This window comes from Belnapia sp. AC561, from assembly GCF_979252845.1.
The window spans coordinates 1-21,215 of the sequence record NZ_CEEDBP010000023.1; the positions used below are offsets into that span (position 1 = coordinate 1).

Sequence of the window (21,215 nt, forward strand, 5' to 3'; positions counted from 1 at the left end):
CCCCCCCGCCCCCTTCCGCCCCTTTGGCCGGCGATGACTACCTCGCCCGCCTCAATCCCGAACAGCGGGAGGCGGTCGAGACGCTCGACGGCCCGGTGCTGATCCTGGCCGGGGCCGGCACCGGGAAGACCCGGGTGCTGACCACCCGCTTCGCCCATCTGCTGAAGACCGGCCGCGCCTGGCCCGGGCAGGTGCTCGCCGTCACCTTCACCAACAAGGCGGCGCGGGAAATGCGGGAACGCGTCTCCGCCATCCTCGGCCAGCCTGCGGAAGGGCTATGGCTCGGCACCTTCCACTCGCTCTGCGCCCGGATGCTGCGGCGGCATGCCGAGCTGGTGGGGCTGACCAGCGCCTTCACCATCCTCGATACCGACGACCAGATGCGGCTATTGAAGCAGGTGATGGATGCCGCCGGTGTCGACCTGAAGCGCTGGCCGGCGCAGGGGCTGATGGCGCAGATCCAGCGCTGGAAGGACCGCGGCCTGACCGCCGAGCGGGTGACCCCGGCCGAGGATACCGACTATGCCGGCGGCCGGGCCCGACCGCTCTACGCCGCCTACCAGTCGCGGTTGCGGGACCTGAACTGCTGCGACTTCGGCGACCTGATGCTGCACATGACGGAGGTCTTCCGCGGCCACCCGGCCGTGCTGGCCGACTGGAACCGCCGGCTGCGCTACATCCTGGTCGACGAGTACCAGGATACCAACCTGGTGCAATACTACTGGCTGCGGCTGCTGGCGCAGTCGCACCGGAACATCTGCTGCGTCGGCGACGACGACCAGTCGATCTATTCCTGGCGGGGGGCGGAGATCGAGAACATCCTCCGCTTCGAGAAGGACTTCCCCAACGCCAAGGTGGTGCGGCTCGAATCCAACTACCGTTCGACCAAGCCGATCCTGGCCGCCGCCGCCCACCTCATCGCCCATAACAACGGCCGGCTGGGCAAGACCCTGCGCGCCGGGCGGAAGGATGCCGAGGGGGACAAGGTCCGCGTCGTCTCGCTCTGGGACTCGGAAGAGGAAGCCCGCATGGTCGGCGAGCGGATCGAGGCGGCGCGACGCGCCGGCCACAAGCTGGCCGAGATCGCCATCCTGGTCCGCGCCGGTTTCCAGACCCGGGCCTTCGAGGAACGGCTGATCGTGCTCGGCCTGCCCTACCGCGTGGTGGGCGGACTGAAATTCTACGAGCGCGCCGAGATCCGCGATGCCATGGCCTATCTGCGGATCTTGGCGCAGCCGGCCGATGACCTGGCCTTCGAGCGTATCGTCAACACGCCGAAGCGCGGCCTCGGCGATACCGCGATGCGGCGGATGCATGAGCTGGCGCGTGGCGAGGGCATCCCGCTGGTGGTGGCCGCCGAGCGGCTGGTGCCGAGCCTGACCGCCAAGCCGCGGCAGGCGCTGGGCGCGCTGCTGCAGGGGATTGCCCGCTGGCGGGAAGGTCTGGCCAAGGAAGGCCACGTGGTCGTCGCCGCCACCCTGCTCGACGAGAGCGGCTATACCGACATGTGGAAGGCCGACAAGTCGCCGGAGGCGCCGGGGCGGCTGGAGAACCTCAAGGAGCTGATCCGCGCCCTCGGCGAATTCGAGACGCTGGCCGGCTTCCTCGAACACGTCGCGCTGGTGATGGAGAACGACGAGAATTCCGATGGTGACCGGCTGTCCCTGATGACCCTGCATGCCGCCAAGGGGCTGGAATTCGATACCGTCTTCCTGCCGGGCTGGGAGGAAGGGCTCTTCCCGCATTCCCGCGCGATGGAGGAAGGCGGCGACAAGGGGGTCGAGGAGGAGCGCCGCCTCGCCTATGTCGGCATCACCCGGGCGCGGAAATACGCCATCATCTCGACGGCCGCCAATCGCCGCATCTACGGCAATTGGTCCGCCTCCATCCCCAGCCGCTTCCTGGACGAGCTGCCGCCCGACCAGATCCAGCGGGAGGGCAGCGCCAGCATGGCGCGGCAGCGGGTCGCCGAGATGCCGAGCGTCTTCACCGGTGCCTCCGGCCTGATGGCCCGCAAGCCCCGGGTAATCGAGGCGGGAGCCTGGGAAGCCCCGGTGCGGCCGCCCCCGGCCGATCCCTTCAAGGTCGGGGAGCGGGTCTTCCACAAGAAATTCGGCTATGGCGTGGTCACTGCGGTGGACGATAACCGCGTGGATGTAAACTTCGAGAAATCCGACCCGAAGCGGGTGATGGACAGCTTCCTGGAGCGCCCGTGATGCCCGCCGCCCAACCCGGTACCTGGCCCATGCCGCTATCCCGCCGCAGGACGGAGCCGCTGGAGGTCCTCTCGATCGACGGGCTGCCGGAGGATGCGCTGCCGGCCTTCGAAGCTGCCTTCCAGACCGTCTGCGCGACGGTCGGCTACTTCAAGGACGATCCGACCGAGACCTGGCGGATCGAAGGCGTGCGCGAGGCCGGGGCCGGCGACGACGAGCTGACCGGCGCCCTGGCCATTGCCGCGCTGGTCAGCGGGATCGAGCCGCCGGTGCTGACGGCCGGACCGATCGAGGCCGAGGGCTGGCTGGCGCGAACCATCGCGGTCTTCCCCGAGACCCCCATCGGCCGGCGCTTCCTGGTGCGGCCGACGCATGTCGCGGACCCGCCGAGCTATGGCCGGGTGGTGGTACGCCTCGATGCCGGCATGGCCTTCGGCAGCGGCGAGCATGCTTCGACCCAGGGCTGCCTGATGGCCTTCGAGGACGTGGCCCATCGCCGGCCGCGGCGCATCCTCGACCTTGGTATGGGCTCGGCGATCCTGGCGCTGGCGGCCGCGAAATGGCTGAAGCGACCGGTGCTGGGGACGGATATCGACCCCTGGTCGGTGCGGGTGGCGCTGGAGAATGCCGAGCTGAACGGCGTGCAGCAGCTGCTGGCGGCGCGGCTGGCGGATGGCTGGAAAAGCCGGGTGATGCGGGCCGGGCATTACGACCTCATCTTCGCCAATATCCTGGCCCGGCCGCTCTGCGCCATGGCCAAGGACCTGGCGCTGCATCTGGCGCCGGGGGGCACGGCCATCCTCGCCGGGCTGCTTGGGGTGCAGGCACGGATGGTGCTGGCGGCGCATCGGCGGCAGGGGCTAGTGCTGGAACGGCGGATCGATATCGGCCCATGGAGCACCCTGGTGCTGCGCCGGCGCGGCTGACGCGAGCGCATTGCCCGTGCCCCCGCCGCCACGCTAAGCATTCGGCCGATGTCCCAGGATAACACCCGCCGCGATCGCCCGGCCGATACCCTGACGGAAGCGGAGGCAGCGGCGGAGCTGGCTGCGCTCGCCGCCGAGATCGCCCATCACGACCGCGCCTATCACATGCAGGACGCGCCCGAGATCACGGACGCCGCATATGATGCGCTGCGACGGCGCAATGCCGCCATCGAGGCACGTTTCCCGACCTTGAAGCGGGCGGATAGCCCGAGCGACGCCGCGCCGGGTGCCGCCCCTGCGGCAGGCTTCGCCAAATCCCGCCACGGCACGCCGATGCTGAGCCTTGGCAATGCCTTCGCGCCGGAGGATTTCGCCGAATTCGCCCGCAGCATCCGCCGCTTCCTCGGCCTGGCCGAGACCGAGGTGCTGCAATTCATGGCGGAGCCGAAGATCGACGGCCTCTCCGTCAACCTGACCTATGAGCAGGGCCTCTTCCGCCGCGGCGCCACCCGTGGCGACGGCACCGAGGGCGAGGACATCACCCGCAACCTCGAAACCCTGGACGAGCTGCCGCGCCGCCTGCCCGCGCCCTTCCCGGAGCTGATCGAGATCCGCGGCGAGGTCTTCATGACCAAGGCCGACTTCCTTGCCTTCCAGGCCGAGCAGACCCGCCTGCATGCCGAGCGCGAGGCACGGCGCGAAGCCGGGGAGCGCGTGGGGGAGGCGATCCGCATTCCGGTCAACCCACGCAATGCCGCGGCCGGCTCGCTCCGCCAGCTCAATCCCGGGATCACCGCGCGGCGGCCGCTGAAGCTCTTCGCCTATGCCCAGGGCCAGTCGAGCGAGCCGGTGGCGGAAAGCCATTCCGGCTATCTGGCGCGGCTGAAGGACTGGGGCTTCCAGGTCAATCCGCTTTCCGCGCTGCTGCCGGACGAGCACGCCGCCGAGGCCTTCCAGGCCCGTATCGGCGAAGAGCGCGCCGGCCTCGCCTATGACATCGACGGCGTGGTCTACAAGCTCGACCGGCTGGACTGGCAATCCCGCCTCGGCTTCGTCGGCCGGGCGCCGCGCTGGGCCATCGCCTGGAAATTCCCTGCCGAGCAGGCGACCACGGTGCTGCTGCGCATCGAAATCCAGGTCGGCCGCACCGGGGCGCTGACCCCGCGAGCGGTGATGCAGCCGGTCAATGTCGGCGGCGTCATGGTGCAGCACGCGACCCTGCACAACGAGGACGAGATCGCCCGGAAGGACATCCGCGTCGGCGATACGGTGGTGCTGCAGCGGGCCGGCGACGTCATCCCGCAGGTCGTCTCCGTCGTGCTGGACAAGCGCCCGGCCGACAGCGCGCCCTACGAATTCCCGACGGTCTGTCCCGCCTGCGGCAGCCATGCCGTGCGCCCGCCGGGGGAGGTGGTGAAGCGCTGCACCGGCGGCCTCGTCTGCCCGGCCCAGGCCGTGGAACGGCTCAAGCATTTCGTCGCCCGCAACACGATGGATATCGACGGGCTCGGCGAGGAGAATATCCAGAAGCTCTACGACGAAGGCCTGGTCCGCAGCCCCGCCGACATCTTCCGCCTCGCCCCGCATGCCGAGCGGATGCGGGGCTGGGAAGGCTGGGGCGCGCGTTCGAAAAAGACCGAGGAGTCGAAGAAGGTCCCCAACCTGCTGGCCGCCATCGAGGCGCGGCGGACCCCGCCCTTCGACCGCTTCATCTTCGCCCTGGGCATCCGCCGCATCGGCGAGGCCAATGCCAAGCTGCTGGCCCGGCACTACCAGTCCCTGCCGGAATGGCGGGAGAAGATGCTGGCCGCCCGCGTCATCGGCTCCGAGGCGCGGGAGGAACTGGGCTCCATCCAGGGCATCGGCCCGGCCATCGCCACGGAACTGGTCGATTTCTTCGATGAGCCGCGCAATCTGGCGGCGCTGGACGACCTGGCAGGACAGGTGACCCCGGCGCCGGTCGCCAGCACCGCGGCGGCGGATAGCCCCTTCGCCGGCCGGACCCTGGTCTTCACCGGCACGCTCGAGACGATGAGCCGGCCCGAGGCCGAGGCGCGGGCCGAGACCCTCGGCGCCAAGGTGACGAAGAGCGTCTCGAAGAAGACGGATTTCGTCGTGGTCGGCGCCGATGCCGGCAGCAAGGCGGCCAAGGCAACGGAGCTCGGCCTGCGGGTGCTGAGCGAGGCGGAGTGGCGGGAACTGGCGGGCTTAGGCCTTCCCTAACCCAAGGCTGGCAGCCTCGCCCCCGCATGGATCGAGGCTGCGGCGATGCTGACCGCGACGGATGTTTCCTGGCGGGCGACCAATGCCGGCACGCTGGCGCTGCGGCTGCTGCAGGACACGGCCTCCGCCGGCGGGGCGGGCACGGCCGAGGCCGGCACTGGCGATAGCATCACCCTTTCGGATCGGGCGCGGTCGCTGCTGGCATTGCTGGCCCAGGGCGCCTCGGCGGCGGATGCGACGGCGGCCCAGGGGCTGGCGGTCTTCGCCGCGACCGATGCGGCCGATACCGGCTGGATGGCGGCAAGCGCCGGCGATGCGGCGGCCGGCCTTTCCATCCTCACCGCCGCGCCCGAGGCGGTCAGCGCCACCGCCGGGACCGTCGCCGGCACCGACGGAACCGCCCAGGCCCGGGTGGCGGTCGCCAACGGCGGCGGCGATGCGCGCATCCGCGCCTATGCCATCGTCGCCGACCGGCAGGCGGGGCTGGATACGGGACTCCGCATCCTCAGCGGCGACGGCAACGACAGCATCGCCGGCGTCACCACCGGCAGCCTGGCCATCGATGCCGGCGGCGGCGACAACCAGGTGGCAGCCGGCTTCGGCGGGCTCGGCGACGTCGCGCTGGGCGATGGCCGCAACAGCCTCGCCCTGGCCGGCAATCTTGGCACCGTGGCGGCGGGCGACGGCGGCAATGCCGTCGCCGTGGCCGGGCTCGGCGCCCTGGCCACGACCGGGTCGGGCGCGGATACGATCGAAGGTGCCCAATGGGTGAATGCCGGTCAGGGCGATGACCGGATCCTGCTGGGCGATGCCGACCTCAGCACCATCCTCTGGCGCCGCGGCGACGGCAATGATGCGATCACCCTGGCACCATCCGGGGATGGCCTCCGCGCTGGCGCCTCCCGCGCCGTCATCGGCGATGGTTCCAGCACCTGGGAAGCGCAGATGATCGGCATCGCCGGTTCGACGGATCTCCGCATGGCGGTGCCGCAGGACGCGGAGGCGGGGGCGGGGGCGGGCACCCCGCATGCCGCCCTCTACCTCCAGGGCGTGGCGGAGGCCGATGTCACCGCCAGCCTCAGCGGCACCGACCTCACCCTGGCCATGGGGCCTACGGGCGAGACCCTGACCATCCACAACTACAGCGCCGGCCGCGTCACCTTCCTTTTCGACAACCGGGGCGGTGGCGGCGGCCTCAGCGGCACCCGGACCCTGGCGGGGCTAGACTAGGTCAGTGGTGCGCAGGCCGATGCCAGCCAGTCCGCCACCGCCGCATCGCAATGGGGCGCGACGTCCGCCAGGACCCGGGCGTGATAGGCATCCACCCAGGCATGCTCGGCCGGCGACAGCAGCGCCACGTCGATCAGGGCCCGGGCATAAGGCGCCAGGGTCAGCGTCTCGAATTCCAGGAAGGGCTTCACCTGGTCGGGCTGCGCCGCCGCCTCCCGCACCAGCAGCAGGTTCTCGATCCGGATGCCGTAATGCCCAGGCAGGTAGTAGCCCGGCTCATCCGACAGGATCATCCCGGCCGCCAGCGGCACCGGCTTGGCCGCCCGGCTGATCGAGGCCGGCCCCTCATGCACGCTGAGGAAGCTGCCGACGCCATGCCCCGTGCCATGGTCGAAGTCGAGCCCGGCCTCCCAGAGCGCCCGGCGGGCGATGGCATCCACATGCGGGCCGGCGACACCCTTCGGGAAGCGCAGGGTGGCAAGGCCGATGTGCCCCTGCAGCACGCGGGTATAGCGCTGCCGCAAGGCAGCCGGCGCAATCCCCGGCCCGGTCCAGAGCGTGCGGGTGACATCGGTGGTGCCATCGAGGAACTGCCCGCCGCTGTCGACGAGGTAGCACTCGTCGGCATGGATCGGCCGGTCGGTCTCGGGACTCACGCGGTAATGGACGATGGCGCCATTCTCCCCGGCGCCGCTGATGGCGGGGAAGCTCTCGGCCTGGAACAACGGCACCTCGCGCCGGAAGGCCAGCAGGCGATCGGCGGCGCTCATTTCCGTCTCGCCCCCGGCCGGGGCGGCCGTGGCGAACCAGGCGAGGAAGCGCGCCAGGGCCACCGCATCCCGCAGATGCGCCGCGCGGGCCCCGGCCTGTTCCACCGCATTCTTGCAGGCGCGCGGCAGGCGGCAGGGATCGTCGCCAGGGGCGATGGTGGCGCCGGCGGCACGGAGGGTGGCGGCGAACCAGGCCGGCGTCGCTTCCGCATCCAGCCGGACCGTCTTGCCCGCCAGCCCGGCCACCGCCCCGGCCAGCGCGGTGCGGGGCCGCACCACCACGTCGTTGCCGAGGTGCGCCCGGGTCTCCGCCGGCACCTTGCCGGGGTCCATATAGACCTCGGCGCTGGCATCCGCCCGCAGCAGGGCGAAGCCCAGGGCGAGCGGCGTATGATCCAGGTCGCCGCCGCGGATGTTCAGCAGCCAGGCGAGGGAATGCGCATCCGCCAGCACGGCGGCATCCTGGCCTGCTTCCCGCAGCGCGGCGGCGGCAGCAGCCCGCTTCTCCGCCGCGGCGACGCCGGCATAGCGCAGCGGATGAGGCAGGGCGGGAGCCATGGGCGGGGCAGGGCGGTCCGGCCAGACCGCATCCAGCGGATTGGCCGGCAGCGGCACGAAGGCGACGCCCGGCTTTTCCAGCCGGGCCAGCGCCGCTTCGGCATGCAGCCAGGGATCGTAGCCGATGCGGCGGCCGGCGGCATGGCTCGCCAGCCATTCCGCCGCCGGCTGCTCGGTGATGTGGCGCTGCTCCCAGAGCGTGGGATCGGACTGCTGCGCCGCCTGGGTCGTGTAGCGGCCATCGGTGAACAGCGCGGCGCGATCGGACAGGACCACGGCGAGGCCGGCGCTGCCGGTGAAGCCGGTCAGCCAGGCCAGGCGCTCCCCCGAGGGCGGGACGTATTCACCGAGGTATTCATCCGCGCGCGGGACCAGGAAGCCGTCGACGCCGGCACGGGCGAGTTCGGCGCGGAGGGCGGCGAGGCGATCGGCGGGTGTCATCCAAAATCCTTACGAATCTGTAAAACGAAAACGCGCGCATCCACAGAAAGCTACGCGCCCGATGCATGGCTAGGCTGCCACCTTGACACGGGAAACAATACCATCCCGAGCCTATTTCAGTCTCCGAAGCGTGGGGGCACATCCCGCCCCGCGCAGCACCGGAAGCACACCATGGACGCCCGCATGACCAAGGCGGAGGCAGCTCTGCTCCTCCCGCTGCCCCGCAACCCCGCCGCCGACCGCTTGGCCGAGCTGCGCGACGCCGCCGGCCGCGCCAATGAAACGGCGCTGTTCCAGGGCCTGGCGCGCCTTGCCGACAAGCTTTTCGGCTGGCCGGCCCGGGCACGGCTGCGCGCCGAACTGGCCTCGCTCTCCGAGCGCGAGCTGGTGGATATCGGGCTGACCCGCGGCGATATCGACCGGGTTGCCACCGGCCAGCTGACCGGCGGCCGCTGAGGCGCCGACACCACTCCTGAAGCCGGCGTCGCACCCGCTTGGGTGCCGCACCGGTACCGGCTTCGATTTTCCGGCGTCACCAGCACCAAGGCTGACGACCGGGCATCTTGTGAAGCGGAAGGCGAGGGCGATTGATGTCCTGCGCCGGCACACGCCCGGGATCCGCTAGATCAGGCCGCCGGTCAGCAGGCTATCGGCCGCCGCGCGAGCGGCATCGGTCACCCTCTCTCCCGCCAGCATGCGGGCGATCTCCTCCCGCCTTTCCCGCTTGTCCAGGGGCTCGACCACCGTGGTTGCCCTGTCGCCGCGAACCTGCTTGGCGACGCGCAATTGCTGCGCACCGCGGGCGGCCACCTGCGGGCTATGCGTGACCACCAGCACCTGCAGCCGTTCCGCCACCCGCTCCAGCCGCTCCCCCACCGCCGCGGCGGTGGCGCCGCCGATGCCGGCATCCACCTCGTCGAAGACCAGGGTCGGCACCGGCGAGCCGCGGGAAAGCACGACCTTCAGCGCCAGCATCAGCCGGGACAGCTCGCCACCCGAGGCGATCTTCTGCAGGTGCCCGGGCGTCTGGCCGGGATTGGTCGAGACCAGGAAGGCGACCCGGTCCATGCCATCGGCCGCCCAGCCGCTTTCCTCGCGCGCGGCGACCTCGACCACCAGACGGGCGCGGTCCAGCTTCAGCGGCGCCAACTCCTTGCCCAAGGCCTTCTCCAGCCGGCCGGCCGCCTCACGCCTCGCAGCCGACAAGGCCTCGCCGGCGGCGAGATAGGCCCGCTTGGCCGTGGTGGCCGCCTGCTCGAGCTGGGCGACCTTGCCGGTGCCGGCATCCAGCGCGCCGAGCCGGTCCTTCAGGGACACGAGCAGTCCCGGCAGCTCCACCACTGCCACGCCATGCTTGCGGGCGGCGGCACGCAGGCCGAACAGCCGATCCTCCAGTTGCTCCAGCCGGCGGGGGTCGGGGCCATCCTCCTGCAGCAGCCGCTGCAGCAGGGTCTCGGCCTCGGCCACCGCATCCTGCGCGGTGCCGAGCAAGGCGACGATCGCCTGGGCCTCCTCGTTCGGCGGCGGCAGGCGTTCCAGGGCACGGGCGGCGCTGCGCATGGCCTCGGCCGGACCGCCGCGGCGGCGGTCGCGCGGCTGCAACTCGCTCAGCGCATTGGCGATGCTCTCGCCACGCCGCTCCCCCTGCTGGAGGCGCTGGCGCTCCTTGGACAGCTCCTCCTCCTCGCCTTCCTCGGGCGAGAGGCCGGAGAGTTCCTCCACCGCATGGCGCAGGAAGTCCTCGTCGCGGCGGGCCGCGGCAATGGCCTCGCGCGCGGCGGCCAGGGCGCGTTCGGAGTCGCGCCAGGCGCGGAAGGCGGTGGCGGTCGCCAAGCGGCGCGACTCCAGCCCGCCGAAGGCATCCAGCAGCCCGGCATGGGTGGTGGGGTCGGCGAGGCCGACCTGGTCGTGCTGGCCCTGGACCTCGACCAGGGTCGCCGCCAGCCGGCGCAGCAGCCCGACGGAGACCGGCTGGCCATTGACGAAGGCACGGCTGCGGCCATCCGCCTGGACCACGCGGCGGAGCACCAGCGAATCCTCCACCTCCATGTCCTGCTCGGCGAGGATTGCCAGCGCCGGATGGCCCTCCGGGGGCACGAATCCGGCGGCGACGGAGCATTGTGCCTGTCCGGTGCGGACCATGCCGGCTTCCGCCCGCAGGCCGCAGGCCAGGCCGAGGCTATCGAGCAGGATGGACTTGCCCGCGCCGGTCTCGCCGGTCAGCACGGTCAGGCCGGCACCGAAGGACAGGTCCAGCCGTTCGATCAAGACGACATCGCGGATCGCAAGCGACGCGAGCATGCCGGTTCCTGTCCGGCCTAGAAGACCGCGTTCCAGGCCCGGCGGACGAAGCCCGGCCGGTCGCCCGGGGCGGCCGGGGCGCCTTCGACCAGCAGCGCGTAGCTGTCCTGGTACCAGGGGCTGCCGGGGAAGTTGTGGCCGAGCACCGCGGCCGTCTTCTGCGCTTCCTCGGTCAGGCCGAGGGTCAGGTAGATTTCCGTCAGCCGGTGCAGCGCCTCGGGGACGTGGTTGGTGGTCTGGTAGTCCTCCACCACCCGGCGGAAGCGGCCGATGGCGGCGCCGTAGAGCTTCTGCCGCTGGTAGAAGCGGCCGATGTTCATTTCCTTGCCGGCCAGATGATCGCGGCCCAGGTCCAGCTTCAGTCGGGCATCGCGGGCATAGGCGGTATCGGGGAAGCGGTTCACCACATCCTGCAACGCTGCCATGGCCTGCTCGGTGCCACGCTGGTCGCGCTGGGCATCAGCGATCTGCTCGTAGTAGCAGAGCGCCCGCAGGTAATAGGCATAGGCGATGTCGCGATGCGCCGGATGCAGCTGGATGAAGCGGTCCAGCGCGCCGATGGCTTCGGTGTAGCGGTTGCGCTGGTACTCGCCGAAGGCCGCCATGATCTTGGCATTGGTCGCCCAGGTCGAGAAGGGATGGTCGCGCTCGACATTGTCGAACAGATCGACCGCCGCCTGGAAGCGCCTGGCCTGCAGCGCCTCGATGCCGGCGGCGTAGAGGCCTTCCGGCGAACGATCGACGGTATTGTTCACCCGCGCCGTGCGCTCGGTATCCAGCGAGGTCTGCTTGCCATCCCAATTGCCGAACATGGAGCAGCCCGGGAGCACCGCGAGGGTGAGCCAAAGGGCGGCGAGACGGGCAATGGGCTGAGGCGGAGTGCGTCGGATCATAATGGCCCGGTCGTAGGAGAGTCCGGGCTCTATACCACGGCGGCGACCGGGTCCACAGGCCACCGGAAGATCAGGCAACCGCAGCGGCAGCGGCGGCGGGCAGCCGGGCGGAAACGCCTTCGGCCTGCAGGCTGGCGCCGAGGGAGGGGACACCACGCCAATTGGCGCGATCCGCGAACAGCGCCCGCAGCAGCCGGTTGTTCAGCGCATGGCCGGAGCGATAGCCGGTGAAGCGGGCCCGCAGCGGGGCGCCGGCCAGGGCCAGATCGCCGACCACGTCCAGCAGCTTGTGCCGGACGAATTCATCGGCCTGGCGCAGCCCACCCGGATTGAGGATGAGCGGGCCATCCACCACCACGGCATTGGCGAGGCTGCCGCCCTGGGCGAGGCCTGCCGCGCGCAGGCGGGCGACTTCCTCGGCCAGGGTGAAAGTCCGGGCCTCCGCGAGGCCGGCGCGGAAGGACTGCGGCGAAAGCCGCGTGGTCAGCGATTGCCGGCCGATGGCGGTGCCGGGGAAATCGATGGTGAGGGAAGCTTCGAAACGATCACCAGTGGTGGGGGCGAGGGCAGCCCAGGCAGCATCGGGACCGTCGCCATCCTGCACCCGGACCGGACGCAAAACCTCGATCGCTTCCGGCAGCAGACCGGCGCTGGAATAGGCGGCGCCGGCATGGGCAGTGAGGCCGGTGCAGTCGATCAGGAAGACGAAGGGTGCCGCGGAGCCGTCGAGAATCGGAACCTCGGGACCATCCAGCTCGATGATCGCGTCATCCACGCCGCAGCCGGCGAGGGCGGCCATGACATGCTCGACGGTGCCGATGCGGCGCTCCGGCGCCTCCGGCAGGCCGAGGGCGGTGCAGAGCCGGGTATCGACCACGTGGTCGTAACGGGCGGGGATGTCGAGATCGATGTCGGTCCGGCGGAAACGGATGCCGGTGCCGGCCGGCGCCGGGTGCAAGGTGAGACTGGCGCGCTTGCCGCTGTGCAGCCCGATGCCGACGCAGCCGATGGCGGCCTTCAGCGTCAGGCGGCGGCCTGTCTCGAGCGGGAAGTAACCGTCCATGCGCACCCCTGTCTGCCAGACGCCAGAAGCGGCGTCGAAGTCCGGAAGCCCATCCGGGTAACCCGGGCGCGCCTTGCTGGCGTCTGCCCAGCTATTACCTGCCACCGGCCCGTGGCTTGCGCGAGTCAAGGCTTATTACTTCATATTACGCTGCAAGTCTTTGATCTGGATCGGTTTTTGCGTTGCGATATCGAGCCTTGTCGCAAACGCCTCCAGCCCGACGCAACTCGGGCCGCCCCTTGCGGAGGCGGCCCGATGCCGAAATCAAGCCCGGAGGGTGGGTGTCAGTTCGATTGGCGGCGCAGGAAGGTCGGGATCTCGAAATCCACCCGGCCCGGGCCTTCGGCAGCCCGCTGCGGTGCCGCCTGCTCGATCTGCGGCGCAACCGGCGCCGGCTCCGGCATCGGCCGGCGCATCATCGTGCCGGAGGAAGCGGCCCCGGTCACCCGGTTGAACAGGCCGCGCAGGGCACCGCTCGGGGCTGCCGGCGGGGCGACCGCCGCAGCGGTGGCGACCACGGCGGGACGCCGCTGCTCACCGAGCGAGACCGGATGCAGCGCCGTCACCGGCATGGCAACCGGCGGCGGCGCCACCTCCTCGGCCTGGATCATCACCGGTGCGCTGGCAAGCTGCGGCGCCTGGGCGCCGGCCATGCTGGTGGTGGGGTTCACCGCGGAACGCAAGGCACCGCCGCGAACCGTCGCCGCCACGCGCGGCGCACCACCGGGCAGCTGGCCACTGCCGGTGACAGCCGGAGCCATCGCCGGGGCCATGTTCGCCGGGCGGCCCTGGCGACCGCCGGGCAGCATGGTCAGGCCCGGCTGGTTCACCGCGGGTTGGGCCGCCGCGACCGGCGCCACGCCCGGCTGACCGGCGGCCGGGGCTGCGGATTGCGCCTGCACGGCGTCGATGCCGGTGGCGACCACGGAGACCCGCAGCCGGCCATTCAGGTCTTCCTCGACCGAGGTGCCGAAGATGATCTGCGCATCCTCGTCCACTTCCTTGCGGATGCGGTTGGCCGCCTCGTCGACCTCGAACAGGGTCATGTCGTAGCCGCCGGTGATGTTGATGAGCACGCCGCGTGCGCCGCGCAGCGAGGCATCGTCGAGCAGCGGGTTGCTGATGGCACGCTCGGCGGCCTTCACCGCGCGGTCGTCGCCATCGGCCTCGCCGGTGCCCATCACCGCCTTGCCCATCTCCGCCATGACGGTGCGGATATCGGCGAAGTCGAGGTTCACCAGGCCCGGCTTGATCATCAGGTCGGTGACGCCGCGGACGCCGTCATACAGCACCTCGTCGGCCAGCTTGAAGGCCTCGGCGAAAGTCGTCCGCTCCGTCGCCATGCGGAACAGGTTCTGGTTGGGGATGATGATCAGCGTATCGACGAAGCTCTGCAGCTCCTCGATACCGGCATCGGAGGCGCGCTTGCGCTTCGGTCCCTCGAAGTCGAAGGGCTTGGTCACCACGCCCACGGTCAGCACGCCCCGCTCGCGTGCCATCCGGGCGATGACCGGCGCTGCGCCGGTGCCGGTGCCGCCGCCCATGCCGGCGGTGATGAAGACCATGTGGCAGCCGTCGAGGTGACGGGCCAGTTCCTCGGTCGCTTCCTCCGCCGCCGCACGGCCGATTTCCGGCTTGGCGCCGGCGCCGAGGCCCTGCGTCAGATGCGGCCCGAGCTGGACGCGTTTCTCCGCCTTCGAATGCACCAGCGACTGGGCATCGGTATTCGCCACCACGAACTCCACCCCCTGGAGCCCCATGGCGATCATGTTGTTGACCGCGTTGGTGCCGCCGCCGCCGACGCCGATGACGGTGATGCGTGGGCTGAAATCGGTGTGCTGCGCGACAGGCAGGGTCAAATTCAGGGTCATGCGGGGATCTCCTCGCGGGAACGTAAACGATGAAGGCGAGTCCTGTCCCAGGGTTGAAGCGCGTCGAAGCGGTTCATCCCCGTAATCCACAGGCTACCGGATGATTTTCTTGGCGGCGTAACGGCTTTGCTCATGCCTTGTCCCGCAGCCAATTGACGAATCGACGGAAACGTCCACTCGGGCGATCGAGACCCGGCAGCAGATCCAGCAAGGGACGGCCTTCCCCGGCGCCCCAGGCGAGCAGCCCGAGCGGTGCCGCGAAGGCCGGACCGGATGCGGTTTCCGGCATGCCACGCACCGGATGCGGCCGGCCGAGCCGCACCTGCCGTTCCAGCACCCGACCGGCCAATTCCCGTACGCCGACCAATTGGCTGGCGCCGCCGGTAAGCACGACGCGACGTCCGATCTCCGAGCTAAGTCCGGCCGATTCGAGGCGGTCCTTCACCAGCTCGAAGGTTTCCTCGAGCCGCGGGCGGATGATGCCGATGACCATGGCGCGCGGCACCCGGGCGATCTGGTCCTCCTCCTCCCCGACCTGCGGCACGGGAAGCCATTCCTTCTCGTCGTCCGGGGCACCGAGCACGCCGCCATGCAGTGTCTTCAGCCGTTCCGCATGGGCGATCGGCGTGGACAGGCCACGCGCCAGATCATTGGTGACGTTCCAGCCGCCGACCGGGATCTGCGCGGTATGGATCAGGTGGCCCTCGGCGAAGACCGCGATGCTGGTGGTGCCGCCGCCCATGTCGATGACGGTGGCGCCGAGCTGCTTCTCGTCCTCGACCAGCGTGGCGAGGCCGCCGGCGAAGGGGGCGGAAACCAGTTCCTCCACCACCAGGTCGCAGCGCAGCAGCGTGGCGCCGAGGTTGAGCAGCGAGGCCTGGGCCGCATCCAGCATATGCAGCCTGGCGGCGATGGTCTCGCAGATCATGCCGCGCGGATCCTCGGCACCCGGCGTCGCATCGACCGTGAAGCCTAGCGGGAAGGCATGCACCGTCTCGCGGCCATCCTCGGCGCTGCGGCGGCGGCCCTCGCCGAGGATGGCGCGGAGATCGGCCTCGGTCACCGCGCGGCCGCCGATCGGCCACTGGATATTCTGCTGACGCGATTCCGGCTGGCCGCAGGAGAGATTGACGATGGCACCCTTCAATTGGGTATCCGCCATCTCCTCGGCCTGGCCGACCGCGGCGCGGATGGATTTCTCCGCTTCCTCGATGTCGACGATATTGCCGCCCTTGATCCCGCGCGAGCGCTGCCAGCCGAAGCCGAGCACCCGCGGCTCCCCGTCGTTCTCGATCCGGGCGATCACGCAGACCACCTTGGTCGAGCCGATGTCGAGGATGCCGAAGATGCCGCTGCGGGCATTGCGCTTGCGGCGTGCCTGCACGGGCGGACCTTCGAGATTGGCGAGCCGGCTGATCTGGTTCATCCGCGACCGTTCCTCACCCGCTGCATCGTCGGCTCCATCGGCGGCGTGCCGGGCTGTGCCTGGCCCGGCAGCCGCAGCACCAGCTTGTCCGGCAGCCGCAGGTCGATCGCCGCCAGCGGCCGGTCGAGCAAGGCCTGGCTGCCCTGCAGTTCCGCCAGCCGGGCCAGCGCCGCCGCTTCCTGGCCATCCGGCAGCAGCACGTCGGTGCCGTTGCGCAGCCTGAGGTTCCAGCGGCGCTCGGCGACGCGGACCAGCGCATGGGTGCGTTCCTGCACCAGCGGCTGCGCCCGCATCAGCTCCACCATCGGGGCGGCGACGCGGTTGGCACCGGCGCCCACCACCAGCGGAAGGCGGCCGAAGGCGCCGATGTTCTCGCTGGAGACCACCTCGCCCTTGTCGTCGATGACGGAGAAGCGGCCGTCGCGCTGCCAGATGGCGAAGGGCTGGCGCTCGGTGATGCGGACCTTGATGAGGCCATTGAGGTGGCGCTCGACATGCGCCGCGCTGACCCAGGCGATCAGCTCCAGCCGTTCCCGCGCGGCATGCGGGTCGAAGCCCAGGATCGGGTCGCCGCGCCTGACGCCGAGCGCTTCCCGCACCAGCTCCGGCGGGGTATTGCGGCTGCCCTCGAGGACGACTTCCTGCACCGTCAGCCCGGCGCCGCCGGCCAGCTCCGTCGCCCCGTCCCAAAGCGCGGCGAGCCGGCCATAGGGATCCGCCGCCATGGTGGCGAGGGTGGCGACCACCAGCAGCAGGGCGATGCCGAGGCCGAGGCCGGCCGGACGCAGCAGGCCACGCCGGCGGCGCAGCCAGAGCCGGAAGCGGGAGGGCCGCGCCTGCGTCGCCTCGGCGCGATTGCGCCGGGCGGGCTGCGCGGTACGGGAACGTGCCGGGGAAGCGCCCGTGGGGCGGGCCGGAACGCGGGGGGGGTCAAGGGCCATGGCGGGCCTGCTCCACCATCCAGGCGCAAAGCGCGGGGAAAGCCATGCCGACCAATGCCGCCTGTTCCGGCAGCAGCGAGGTCGGCGTCAGGCCGGGTTGGGTATTCACTTCGAGCAGCACGAGGCGGCCGGGTTCGCCCCGCGTATCGTCGTAGCGGAAGTCGGCGCGGGTGGCGCCGCGGCAGCCGAGCGCCTGATGCGCGGCGACGGCGACTTCCATCGCCCGGGCATAGATGCTCGCGTCGATCTTCGCCGGCAGCATGTGACGCGACCCGCCGTTGGCATATTTCGAGTCGTAGTCATAGAACTCGCCGGCATCGGCCAGGATGTCGGTCACCGCCAGCGCCCGGTCCCCCAGCACGCCGACCGTCAGTTCCCGGCCGGGGATGAATTCCTCGACCAGGGCGGTCTCACCGAAGCGCCAGCCGGTGGCGATCTCGGCCCGGCGGTTGTCGCCGCTGCGCAGGATATGCACGCCGACCGACGAGCCCTCGTTCACCGGCTTCACCACATAGGGACGCGGCATCGGGTCCTCGGCCGCGAGTTCCGCGACCGGCACCAGCTTGTGCGGCGCGACGGGCAGGCCGGCGGCGTGGAAGACCGCCTTTGCGGCGACCTTGTCCATCGCCAGGGCGGAAGCCCGCAGGCCGGAATGGGTATAGGGCAGGCCCATCCAGTCGAGCACGCCCTGGATGCAGCCATCCTCGCCGAAGCGGCCATGCAGCGCGTTGAAGACCGCATCGGGCTTCGCGGCGCGCAGCGCGGTGATGGTGGCGGCCAGATCCTGGCCGACGTCGATCGGCGTCACCTCGAAGCCGGCCTCGCGCAGGGCGGCGATGCATTGCGCGCCGGAGGCCAGGCTGACCTCGCGCTCGGCCGAGATGCCGCCATGCAGGACCGCGACATGGGTCATGGCGTCACCCCGATCCGCTTGATTTCCCACTCCAGCGAAATCCCCGCATGCGCCAGGACCTGGGCCCGCACCTGCTCGCCCAGCGCTTCCAGCTCGGCCGCGGTGGCGCCGCCGGTGTTCAGCAGGAAGTTGCAGTGCTTCTCCGAAACCTGCGCCCCGCCGAGCCTGAGGCCGCGGCAGCCGGCGGCATCGATCAGCGCCCAGGCCTTGTGGCCTTCCGGGTTCTTGAAGGTGGAGCCGCCGGTGCGGGCGCGGATCGGCTGGGTCGCCTCGCGCGCGGCGCGGATCTCGGCCATGCGCGGACCGGCATCGCCGGGCTGCGCCCGGAAGCGGGCGCGGGTGACGATGCCGCCGGGCGGCAGCAGGGCATGGCGATAGCCGAGGTGCAGATCGGCGGCGGCGAGCCGCAGCAGCCCCTCGGCGGTCGCCACCTCGGCCCAATCCAGGCGATCACGGACCTCGGTCCCATAGGCGCCGGCATTCATCGCCACGGCGCCGCCGATGCTGCCGGGAATGCCGCTGAGGAATTCGAGGCCGGCGAGTCCGGCGGCCGCGGCATGCTCGGCCACGGTCACATCGAGCGCGGCAGCGCCCGCGACGACGCCATCCGCCTCGACGACGACCTCGGCAAAGCCGCCGCCGAGCCGCAGCGCCACGCCGGGCAGGCCGCCGTCGCGGATGATGAGGTTGGAGGCCGCGCCCAGCACGGTCAGCGGCATCGCCGGCGAGAGCCCGGCCAGCAGCGCGACCAGATCCTCGGCATCGGCCGGGCGCAGCAGCCATTCGGCCGGGCCGCCGACGCGGAACCAAGTGAGGGGCGCCAGCAGCACCCCGGCCCGGATGCGGCCGCGGATATGCGGGATCGCATGCTCCATGGCCCGGGCGCTCATGCGCGCCTCAGCGGGCTGGGGCGAAGGCCGGGCTGCAGCGCCGCCAACTGTTCCGGCAGGGCGGCCGCCCAGCTGGTGATATTGCCGGCGCCGAGGCAGACCACGTAGTCGCCCGGCTTGGCGATGGCATGGACCATCTCGGCCAGGCTTTCCGGTCCCGGCAGAGCGACCACGCTGCGATGGCCGCGGGCGCGCAGGCCCTCGACCAGGCCTTCCTTGTCCATGCCGGGGATCGGCGCCTCGCCGGCCGAATAGACATCGGCGACGATGACCGTGCCGGCATCGTTCATGCACTTCGAGAAATCCTCGAAGAGCGAGGCAAGGCGGGAATAGCGGTGCGGCTGCACCACCGCGATCACGTCGCGCGCCCCGGCCTGGCGCGCCGCCTTCAGCACCGCGGCGATCTCGACCGGATGATGCCCGTAGTCGTCGATGACGGTGATGCCGCCCGCTTCGCCGACCCGGGTGAAGCGGCGCTTGACGCCCTTGAAGCCGGCCAGCGCGGTGCGGATGGTCTCCGGATCGATCTCCATCTCCACGCCGACGGCGATGGCCGCCAGCGCATTCTGCACATTGTGCTGGCCGAGCATCGGCAGGCGGAAGGGCTTCAGGTTGCGGCTGCGCCGCGTCACGCGGTCCTGCACCACCACCTCGAAGGTCGCGCCCATGCGGTCGGTGATGACCTTCTCGGCTCGCACGTCGGCCTGCGGCGAGAAGCCATAGGTGACGATGCGGCGATCGAGCTTCGGGATCATCGCCTGCACTTCCGGGTGATCGAGGCAGAGCACGGCGAAGCCATAGAAGGGGATGTTCGAGACGAATTGCGCGAAGCCGTCCTTCATCGCCTCCGCGGTGCCCCAGTGGTCCAGGTGCTCCGGGTCCATGTTGGTGACGATGGCGACGACCGAGGGCAGCCGCAGGAAGCTGCCGTCGCTCTCATCCGCCTCGACCACCATCCAGTCGCCCTCGCCGAGCCGGGTATTGGTGCCATAGGCATTGACGATGCCGCCGTTGATGACGGTGGGGTCGATCTTCGCCGCCTCCAGCACGCAGGCAACGAGGCTGGTGGTGGTGGTCTTGCCATGGGTGCCGCCGACTGCGACCGACCACTTCAGCCGCATCAGCTCGGCCAGCATCTCCGCCCGCCGCACCACGGGGATGAGGCCGGTGCGGGCGGCCTGGACTTCCGGATTGTCACGGCCGACGGCGGTCGAGACCACCACGACCTGCGCGCCGCCGAGATTCTCCGCCGCATGGCCGACCGCGACCGGGATGCCGGCGGCGCGCAGCCGGGTGACGTTGTAGCCCTCCGCGATGTCGCTGCCCTGCACCTGGTAGCCGAGGTTGTGCAGCACCTCCGCGATGCCGGACATGCCGATGCCGCCGATGCCGACGAAGTGGATGGGGCCGATGGTGAGGGGCAGGGCGCGCATCAGTGGTTTTCCAGGGCGGGAACCGCCCGAACAAGCGAGAGAACGAGATCGGCCAACCGCTTGGCGGCATCCGGCTGGGCCAGGCGCGCGGCGGAGGCGGCGGCGCGGGCCAGGGCCCGCGGGTCGTTGAGCTGGGTGGCAAGCTGTCCGGCCAATGCGGCCGGGGTGAAGCCGCTCTGCGGCATGACGATGGCAGCGCCCGCCTCGGCGATGGCCCGGGCATTGGCCTTCTGATGGTCGTCGATCGCCTGCGGCAACGGCACGAGGAAGGAGGGCCGTCCGGCGCAGGCCAGCTCCGCCACGGTGCCGGCGCCGGCGCGGGCGATGACCAGATGCGCATTGGCCAGCCGCCCCGCGACATCGGGGAAGAAGGGCGAAAGCTCGGCCGGGACATTGGCCGCGGCATAGGCCTCGCGGACGCGGTTGAGGTCCTCCGCCCGGCATTGCTGCGCCACCACCAGACGCTGGCGCAGCGCTTCCGGCAGGGCGGCGACGGCACCGGGCACGACATCGGCGAAGATGCGGGCGCCGAGCGAGCCGCCGAGCACCAGCAGCCGCAGCGCCCCATCGGTGCCCGGATACTCCCGCCCGGCCAGCGCGGCGAGGGCCGGCCGCACCGGATTGCCGACGACCTGCACCTTGGCCCCCGCCGGCACCCGGCCGGTGACGCCATAGGACAGCGCCAGCACATCGGCCCGCGGCGCCAGCAGGCGATTGGCGCGGCCGAGGATGGCGTTCTGCTCATGCAGCACGGTCACCGGGCGGCGGCCGAGCATGGTCAGCGCCGCGATCAAGGGCGGCACGCTGGGATAGCCGCCGAAGCCGACGACGGCGGCGGCATTCAGCCGGCCCAGCAATCCGCGGGCCTGCACCGTCCCGGCCGCCAGCGCCACCGCGCCGCGCGCTGCACTGAGGGCGCCGCGGCCGGACAGGCCGGAGCCGCGCAGGATGAAGCGCTCCGCATTGGCGAAGGCGCTGCTCTCGAAGGCGGCGGAGCGGGCATCGGTCATCAGCGCCACGCGTTCCCCGCGTGCCAGCAACTCGGCGGCCAATGCCTCGGCCGGGAAGAGATGCCCGCCGGTGCCGCCGGCGGCGATGACGATGGGACGCACCGCGGGAC

The 21,215-nt window shown here is 71.0% G+C and carries 16 protein-coding genes; 5 read left to right on the top strand and 11 right to left on the bottom strand.

Features of this window, described 5'->3' with window-relative positions; translation table 11 throughout:
• The 4 genes from AC0IW9_RS18320 to AC0IW9_RS18335 form a co-directional block, all read left to right on the top strand.
• Positions 1–2,216: ATP-dependent helicase (locus tag AC0IW9_RS18320; RefSeq protein ID WP_471649727.1), on the top strand; the 2,216-nt coding region annotated here is incomplete at its 5' end.
• A complete protein-coding gene (locus AC0IW9_RS18325) occupies positions 2,216–3,142 on the top strand; it encodes a 50S ribosomal protein L11 methyltransferase (protein WP_471649728.1) in 927 nt (308 codons plus the stop codon). The genes AC0IW9_RS18320 and AC0IW9_RS18325, both read left to right, overlap by 1 nt.
• 48 nt (positions 3,143–3,190) lie before the next feature.
• Complete coding sequence (gene ligA, locus AC0IW9_RS18330; RefSeq protein WP_471649729.1) at positions 3,191–5,365, top strand: NAD-dependent DNA ligase LigA; 2,175 nt, start codon at positions 3,191–3,193, stop codon at positions 5,363–5,365.
• Positions 5,366–5,410: 45 nt separating this feature from the next.
• Positions 5,411–6,595, top strand: a complete 1,185-nt coding sequence (locus AC0IW9_RS18335; protein ID WP_471649730.1) for a hypothetical protein — start codon at positions 5,411–5,413, stop codon at positions 6,593–6,595.
• On the opposite strand, the gene AC0IW9_RS18340 is transcribed toward AC0IW9_RS18335, so the two are convergent.
• On the bottom strand, positions 6,592–8,364 hold the full coding sequence (locus AC0IW9_RS18340; RefSeq protein ID WP_471649731.1) for an aminopeptidase P family protein: 1,773 nt from the start codon (positions 8,362–8,364) through the stop codon (positions 6,592–6,594). The two genes, AC0IW9_RS18335 and AC0IW9_RS18340, sit on opposite strands and share 4 nt — an antisense overlap.
• Before the next feature lie 171 nt (positions 8,365–8,535).
• On the opposite strand from AC0IW9_RS18340, the gene AC0IW9_RS18345 reads away from it, so the two are divergent.
• Positions 8,536–8,820, top strand: a complete 285-nt coding sequence (locus tag AC0IW9_RS18345) for a DUF1127 domain-containing protein (RefSeq protein WP_471649732.1) — start codon at positions 8,536–8,538, stop codon at positions 8,818–8,820.
• Positions 8,821–8,985: 165 nt separating this feature from the next.
• Here AC0IW9_RS18345 and recN read toward each other — a convergent pair whose 3' ends face one another.
• The 10 genes from recN to murG form a co-directional block, all read right to left on the bottom strand.
• Positions 8,986–10,665 carry a DNA repair protein RecN gene (gene recN / locus AC0IW9_RS18350; RefSeq protein ID WP_471649733.1) on the bottom strand — a complete coding sequence of 560 codons (1,680 nt, stop codon included), beginning with the start codon at positions 10,663–10,665 and terminating at the stop codon, positions 8,986–8,988.
• Between the two features lie 17 nt (positions 10,666–10,682).
• Positions 10,683–11,558: an outer membrane protein assembly factor BamD gene (locus AC0IW9_RS18355; RefSeq protein ID WP_471649734.1), complete on the bottom strand. Its 876-nt coding sequence runs from the start codon at positions 11,556–11,558 to the stop codon at positions 10,683–10,685.
• Positions 11,559–11,628: 70 nt separating this feature from the next.
• Positions 11,629–12,621, bottom strand: a complete 993-nt coding sequence (gene lpxC / locus AC0IW9_RS18360) for a UDP-3-O-acyl-N-acetylglucosamine deacetylase (protein WP_471649735.1) — start codon at positions 12,619–12,621, stop codon at positions 11,629–11,631.
• 284 nt (positions 12,622–12,905) lie between these two features.
• Positions 12,906–14,492 carry a cell division protein FtsZ gene (gene ftsZ / locus AC0IW9_RS18365; protein WP_471649736.1) on the bottom strand — a complete coding sequence of 529 codons (1,587 nt, stop codon included), beginning with the start codon at positions 14,490–14,492 and terminating at the stop codon, positions 12,906–12,908.
• 130 nt (positions 14,493–14,622) lie between these two features.
• Entirely contained in the window at positions 14,623–15,918 is a 1,296-nt protein-coding gene (gene ftsA, locus AC0IW9_RS18370) for a cell division protein FtsA (protein ID WP_471649737.1), read from the bottom strand.
• Complete coding sequence (locus tag AC0IW9_RS18375) at positions 15,915–16,859, bottom strand: cell division protein FtsQ/DivIB (protein WP_471649738.1); 945 nt, start codon at positions 16,857–16,859, stop codon at positions 15,915–15,917. Before AC0IW9_RS18375 ends, ftsA begins: the two co-directional genes overlap by 4 nt.
• Entirely contained in the window at positions 16,849–17,772 is a 924-nt protein-coding gene (locus AC0IW9_RS18380; protein ID WP_471649739.1) for a D-alanine--D-alanine ligase, read from the bottom strand. Before AC0IW9_RS18380 ends, AC0IW9_RS18375 begins: the two co-directional genes overlap by 11 nt.
• A complete protein-coding gene (gene murB, locus AC0IW9_RS18385; RefSeq protein WP_471649740.1) occupies positions 17,769–18,662 on the bottom strand; it encodes a UDP-N-acetylmuramate dehydrogenase in 894 nt (297 codons plus the stop codon). The genes AC0IW9_RS18380 and murB overlap by 4 nt, the downstream gene beginning before the upstream one ends.
• Positions 18,659–20,095, bottom strand: a complete 1,437-nt coding sequence (gene murC / locus AC0IW9_RS18390; RefSeq protein ID WP_471649741.1) for a UDP-N-acetylmuramate--L-alanine ligase — start codon at positions 20,093–20,095, stop codon at positions 18,659–18,661. The genes murB and murC overlap by 4 nt, the downstream gene beginning before the upstream one ends.
• Positions 20,095–21,207: an undecaprenyldiphospho-muramoylpentapeptide beta-N-acetylglucosaminyltransferase gene (gene murG / locus AC0IW9_RS18395; protein WP_471649742.1), complete on the bottom strand. Its 1,113-nt coding sequence runs from the start codon at positions 21,205–21,207 to the stop codon at positions 20,095–20,097. The genes murC and murG overlap by 1 nt, the downstream gene beginning before the upstream one ends.
• Positions 21,208–21,215 lie beyond the last annotated feature (8 nt).

Coding starts and splice junctions, on each gene's coding strand:
- AC0IW9_RS18325 (WP_471649728.1), top strand. CDS start 2,216: ATGCCCGCCGCCCAACCCGGTACCTGGCCCATGCCGCTATCCCGCCGC.
- ligA (WP_471649729.1), top strand. CDS start 3,191: ATGTCCCAGGATAACACCCGCCGCGATCGCCCGGCCGATACCCTGACG.
- AC0IW9_RS18335 (WP_471649730.1), top strand. CDS start 5,411: ATGCTGACCGCGACGGATGTTTCCTGGCGGGCGACCAATGCCGGCACG.
- AC0IW9_RS18340 (WP_471649731.1), bottom strand. CDS start 8,364: ATGACACCCGCCGATCGCCTCGCCGCCCTCCGCGCCGAACTCGCCCGT.
- AC0IW9_RS18345 (WP_471649732.1), top strand. CDS start 8,536: ATGGACGCCCGCATGACCAAGGCGGAGGCAGCTCTGCTCCTCCCGCTG.
- recN (WP_471649733.1), bottom strand. CDS start 10,665: ATGCTCGCGTCGCTTGCGATCCGCGATGTCGTCTTGATCGAACGGCTG.
- AC0IW9_RS18355 (WP_471649734.1), bottom strand. CDS start 11,558: ATGATCCGACGCACTCCGCCTCAGCCCATTGCCCGTCTCGCCGCCCTT.
- lpxC (WP_471649735.1), bottom strand. CDS start 12,621: ATGGACGGTTACTTCCCGCTCGAGACAGGCCGCCGCCTGACGCTGAAG.
- ftsZ (WP_471649736.1), bottom strand. CDS start 14,492: ATGACCCTGAATTTGACCCTGCCTGTCGCGCAGCACACCGATTTCAGC.
- ftsA (WP_471649737.1), bottom strand. CDS start 15,918: ATGAACCAGATCAGCCGGCTCGCCAATCTCGAAGGTCCGCCCGTGCAG.
- AC0IW9_RS18375 (WP_471649738.1), bottom strand. CDS start 16,859: ATGGCCCTTGACCCCCCCCGCGTTCCGGCCCGCCCCACGGGCGCTTCC.
- AC0IW9_RS18380 (WP_471649739.1), bottom strand. CDS start 17,772: ATGACCCATGTCGCGGTCCTGCATGGCGGCATCTCGGCCGAGCGCGAG.
- murB (WP_471649740.1), bottom strand. CDS start 18,662: ATGAGCGCCCGGGCCATGGAGCATGCGATCCCGCATATCCGCGGCCGC.
- murC (WP_471649741.1), bottom strand. CDS start 20,095: ATGCGCGCCCTGCCCCTCACCATCGGCCCCATCCACTTCGTCGGCATC.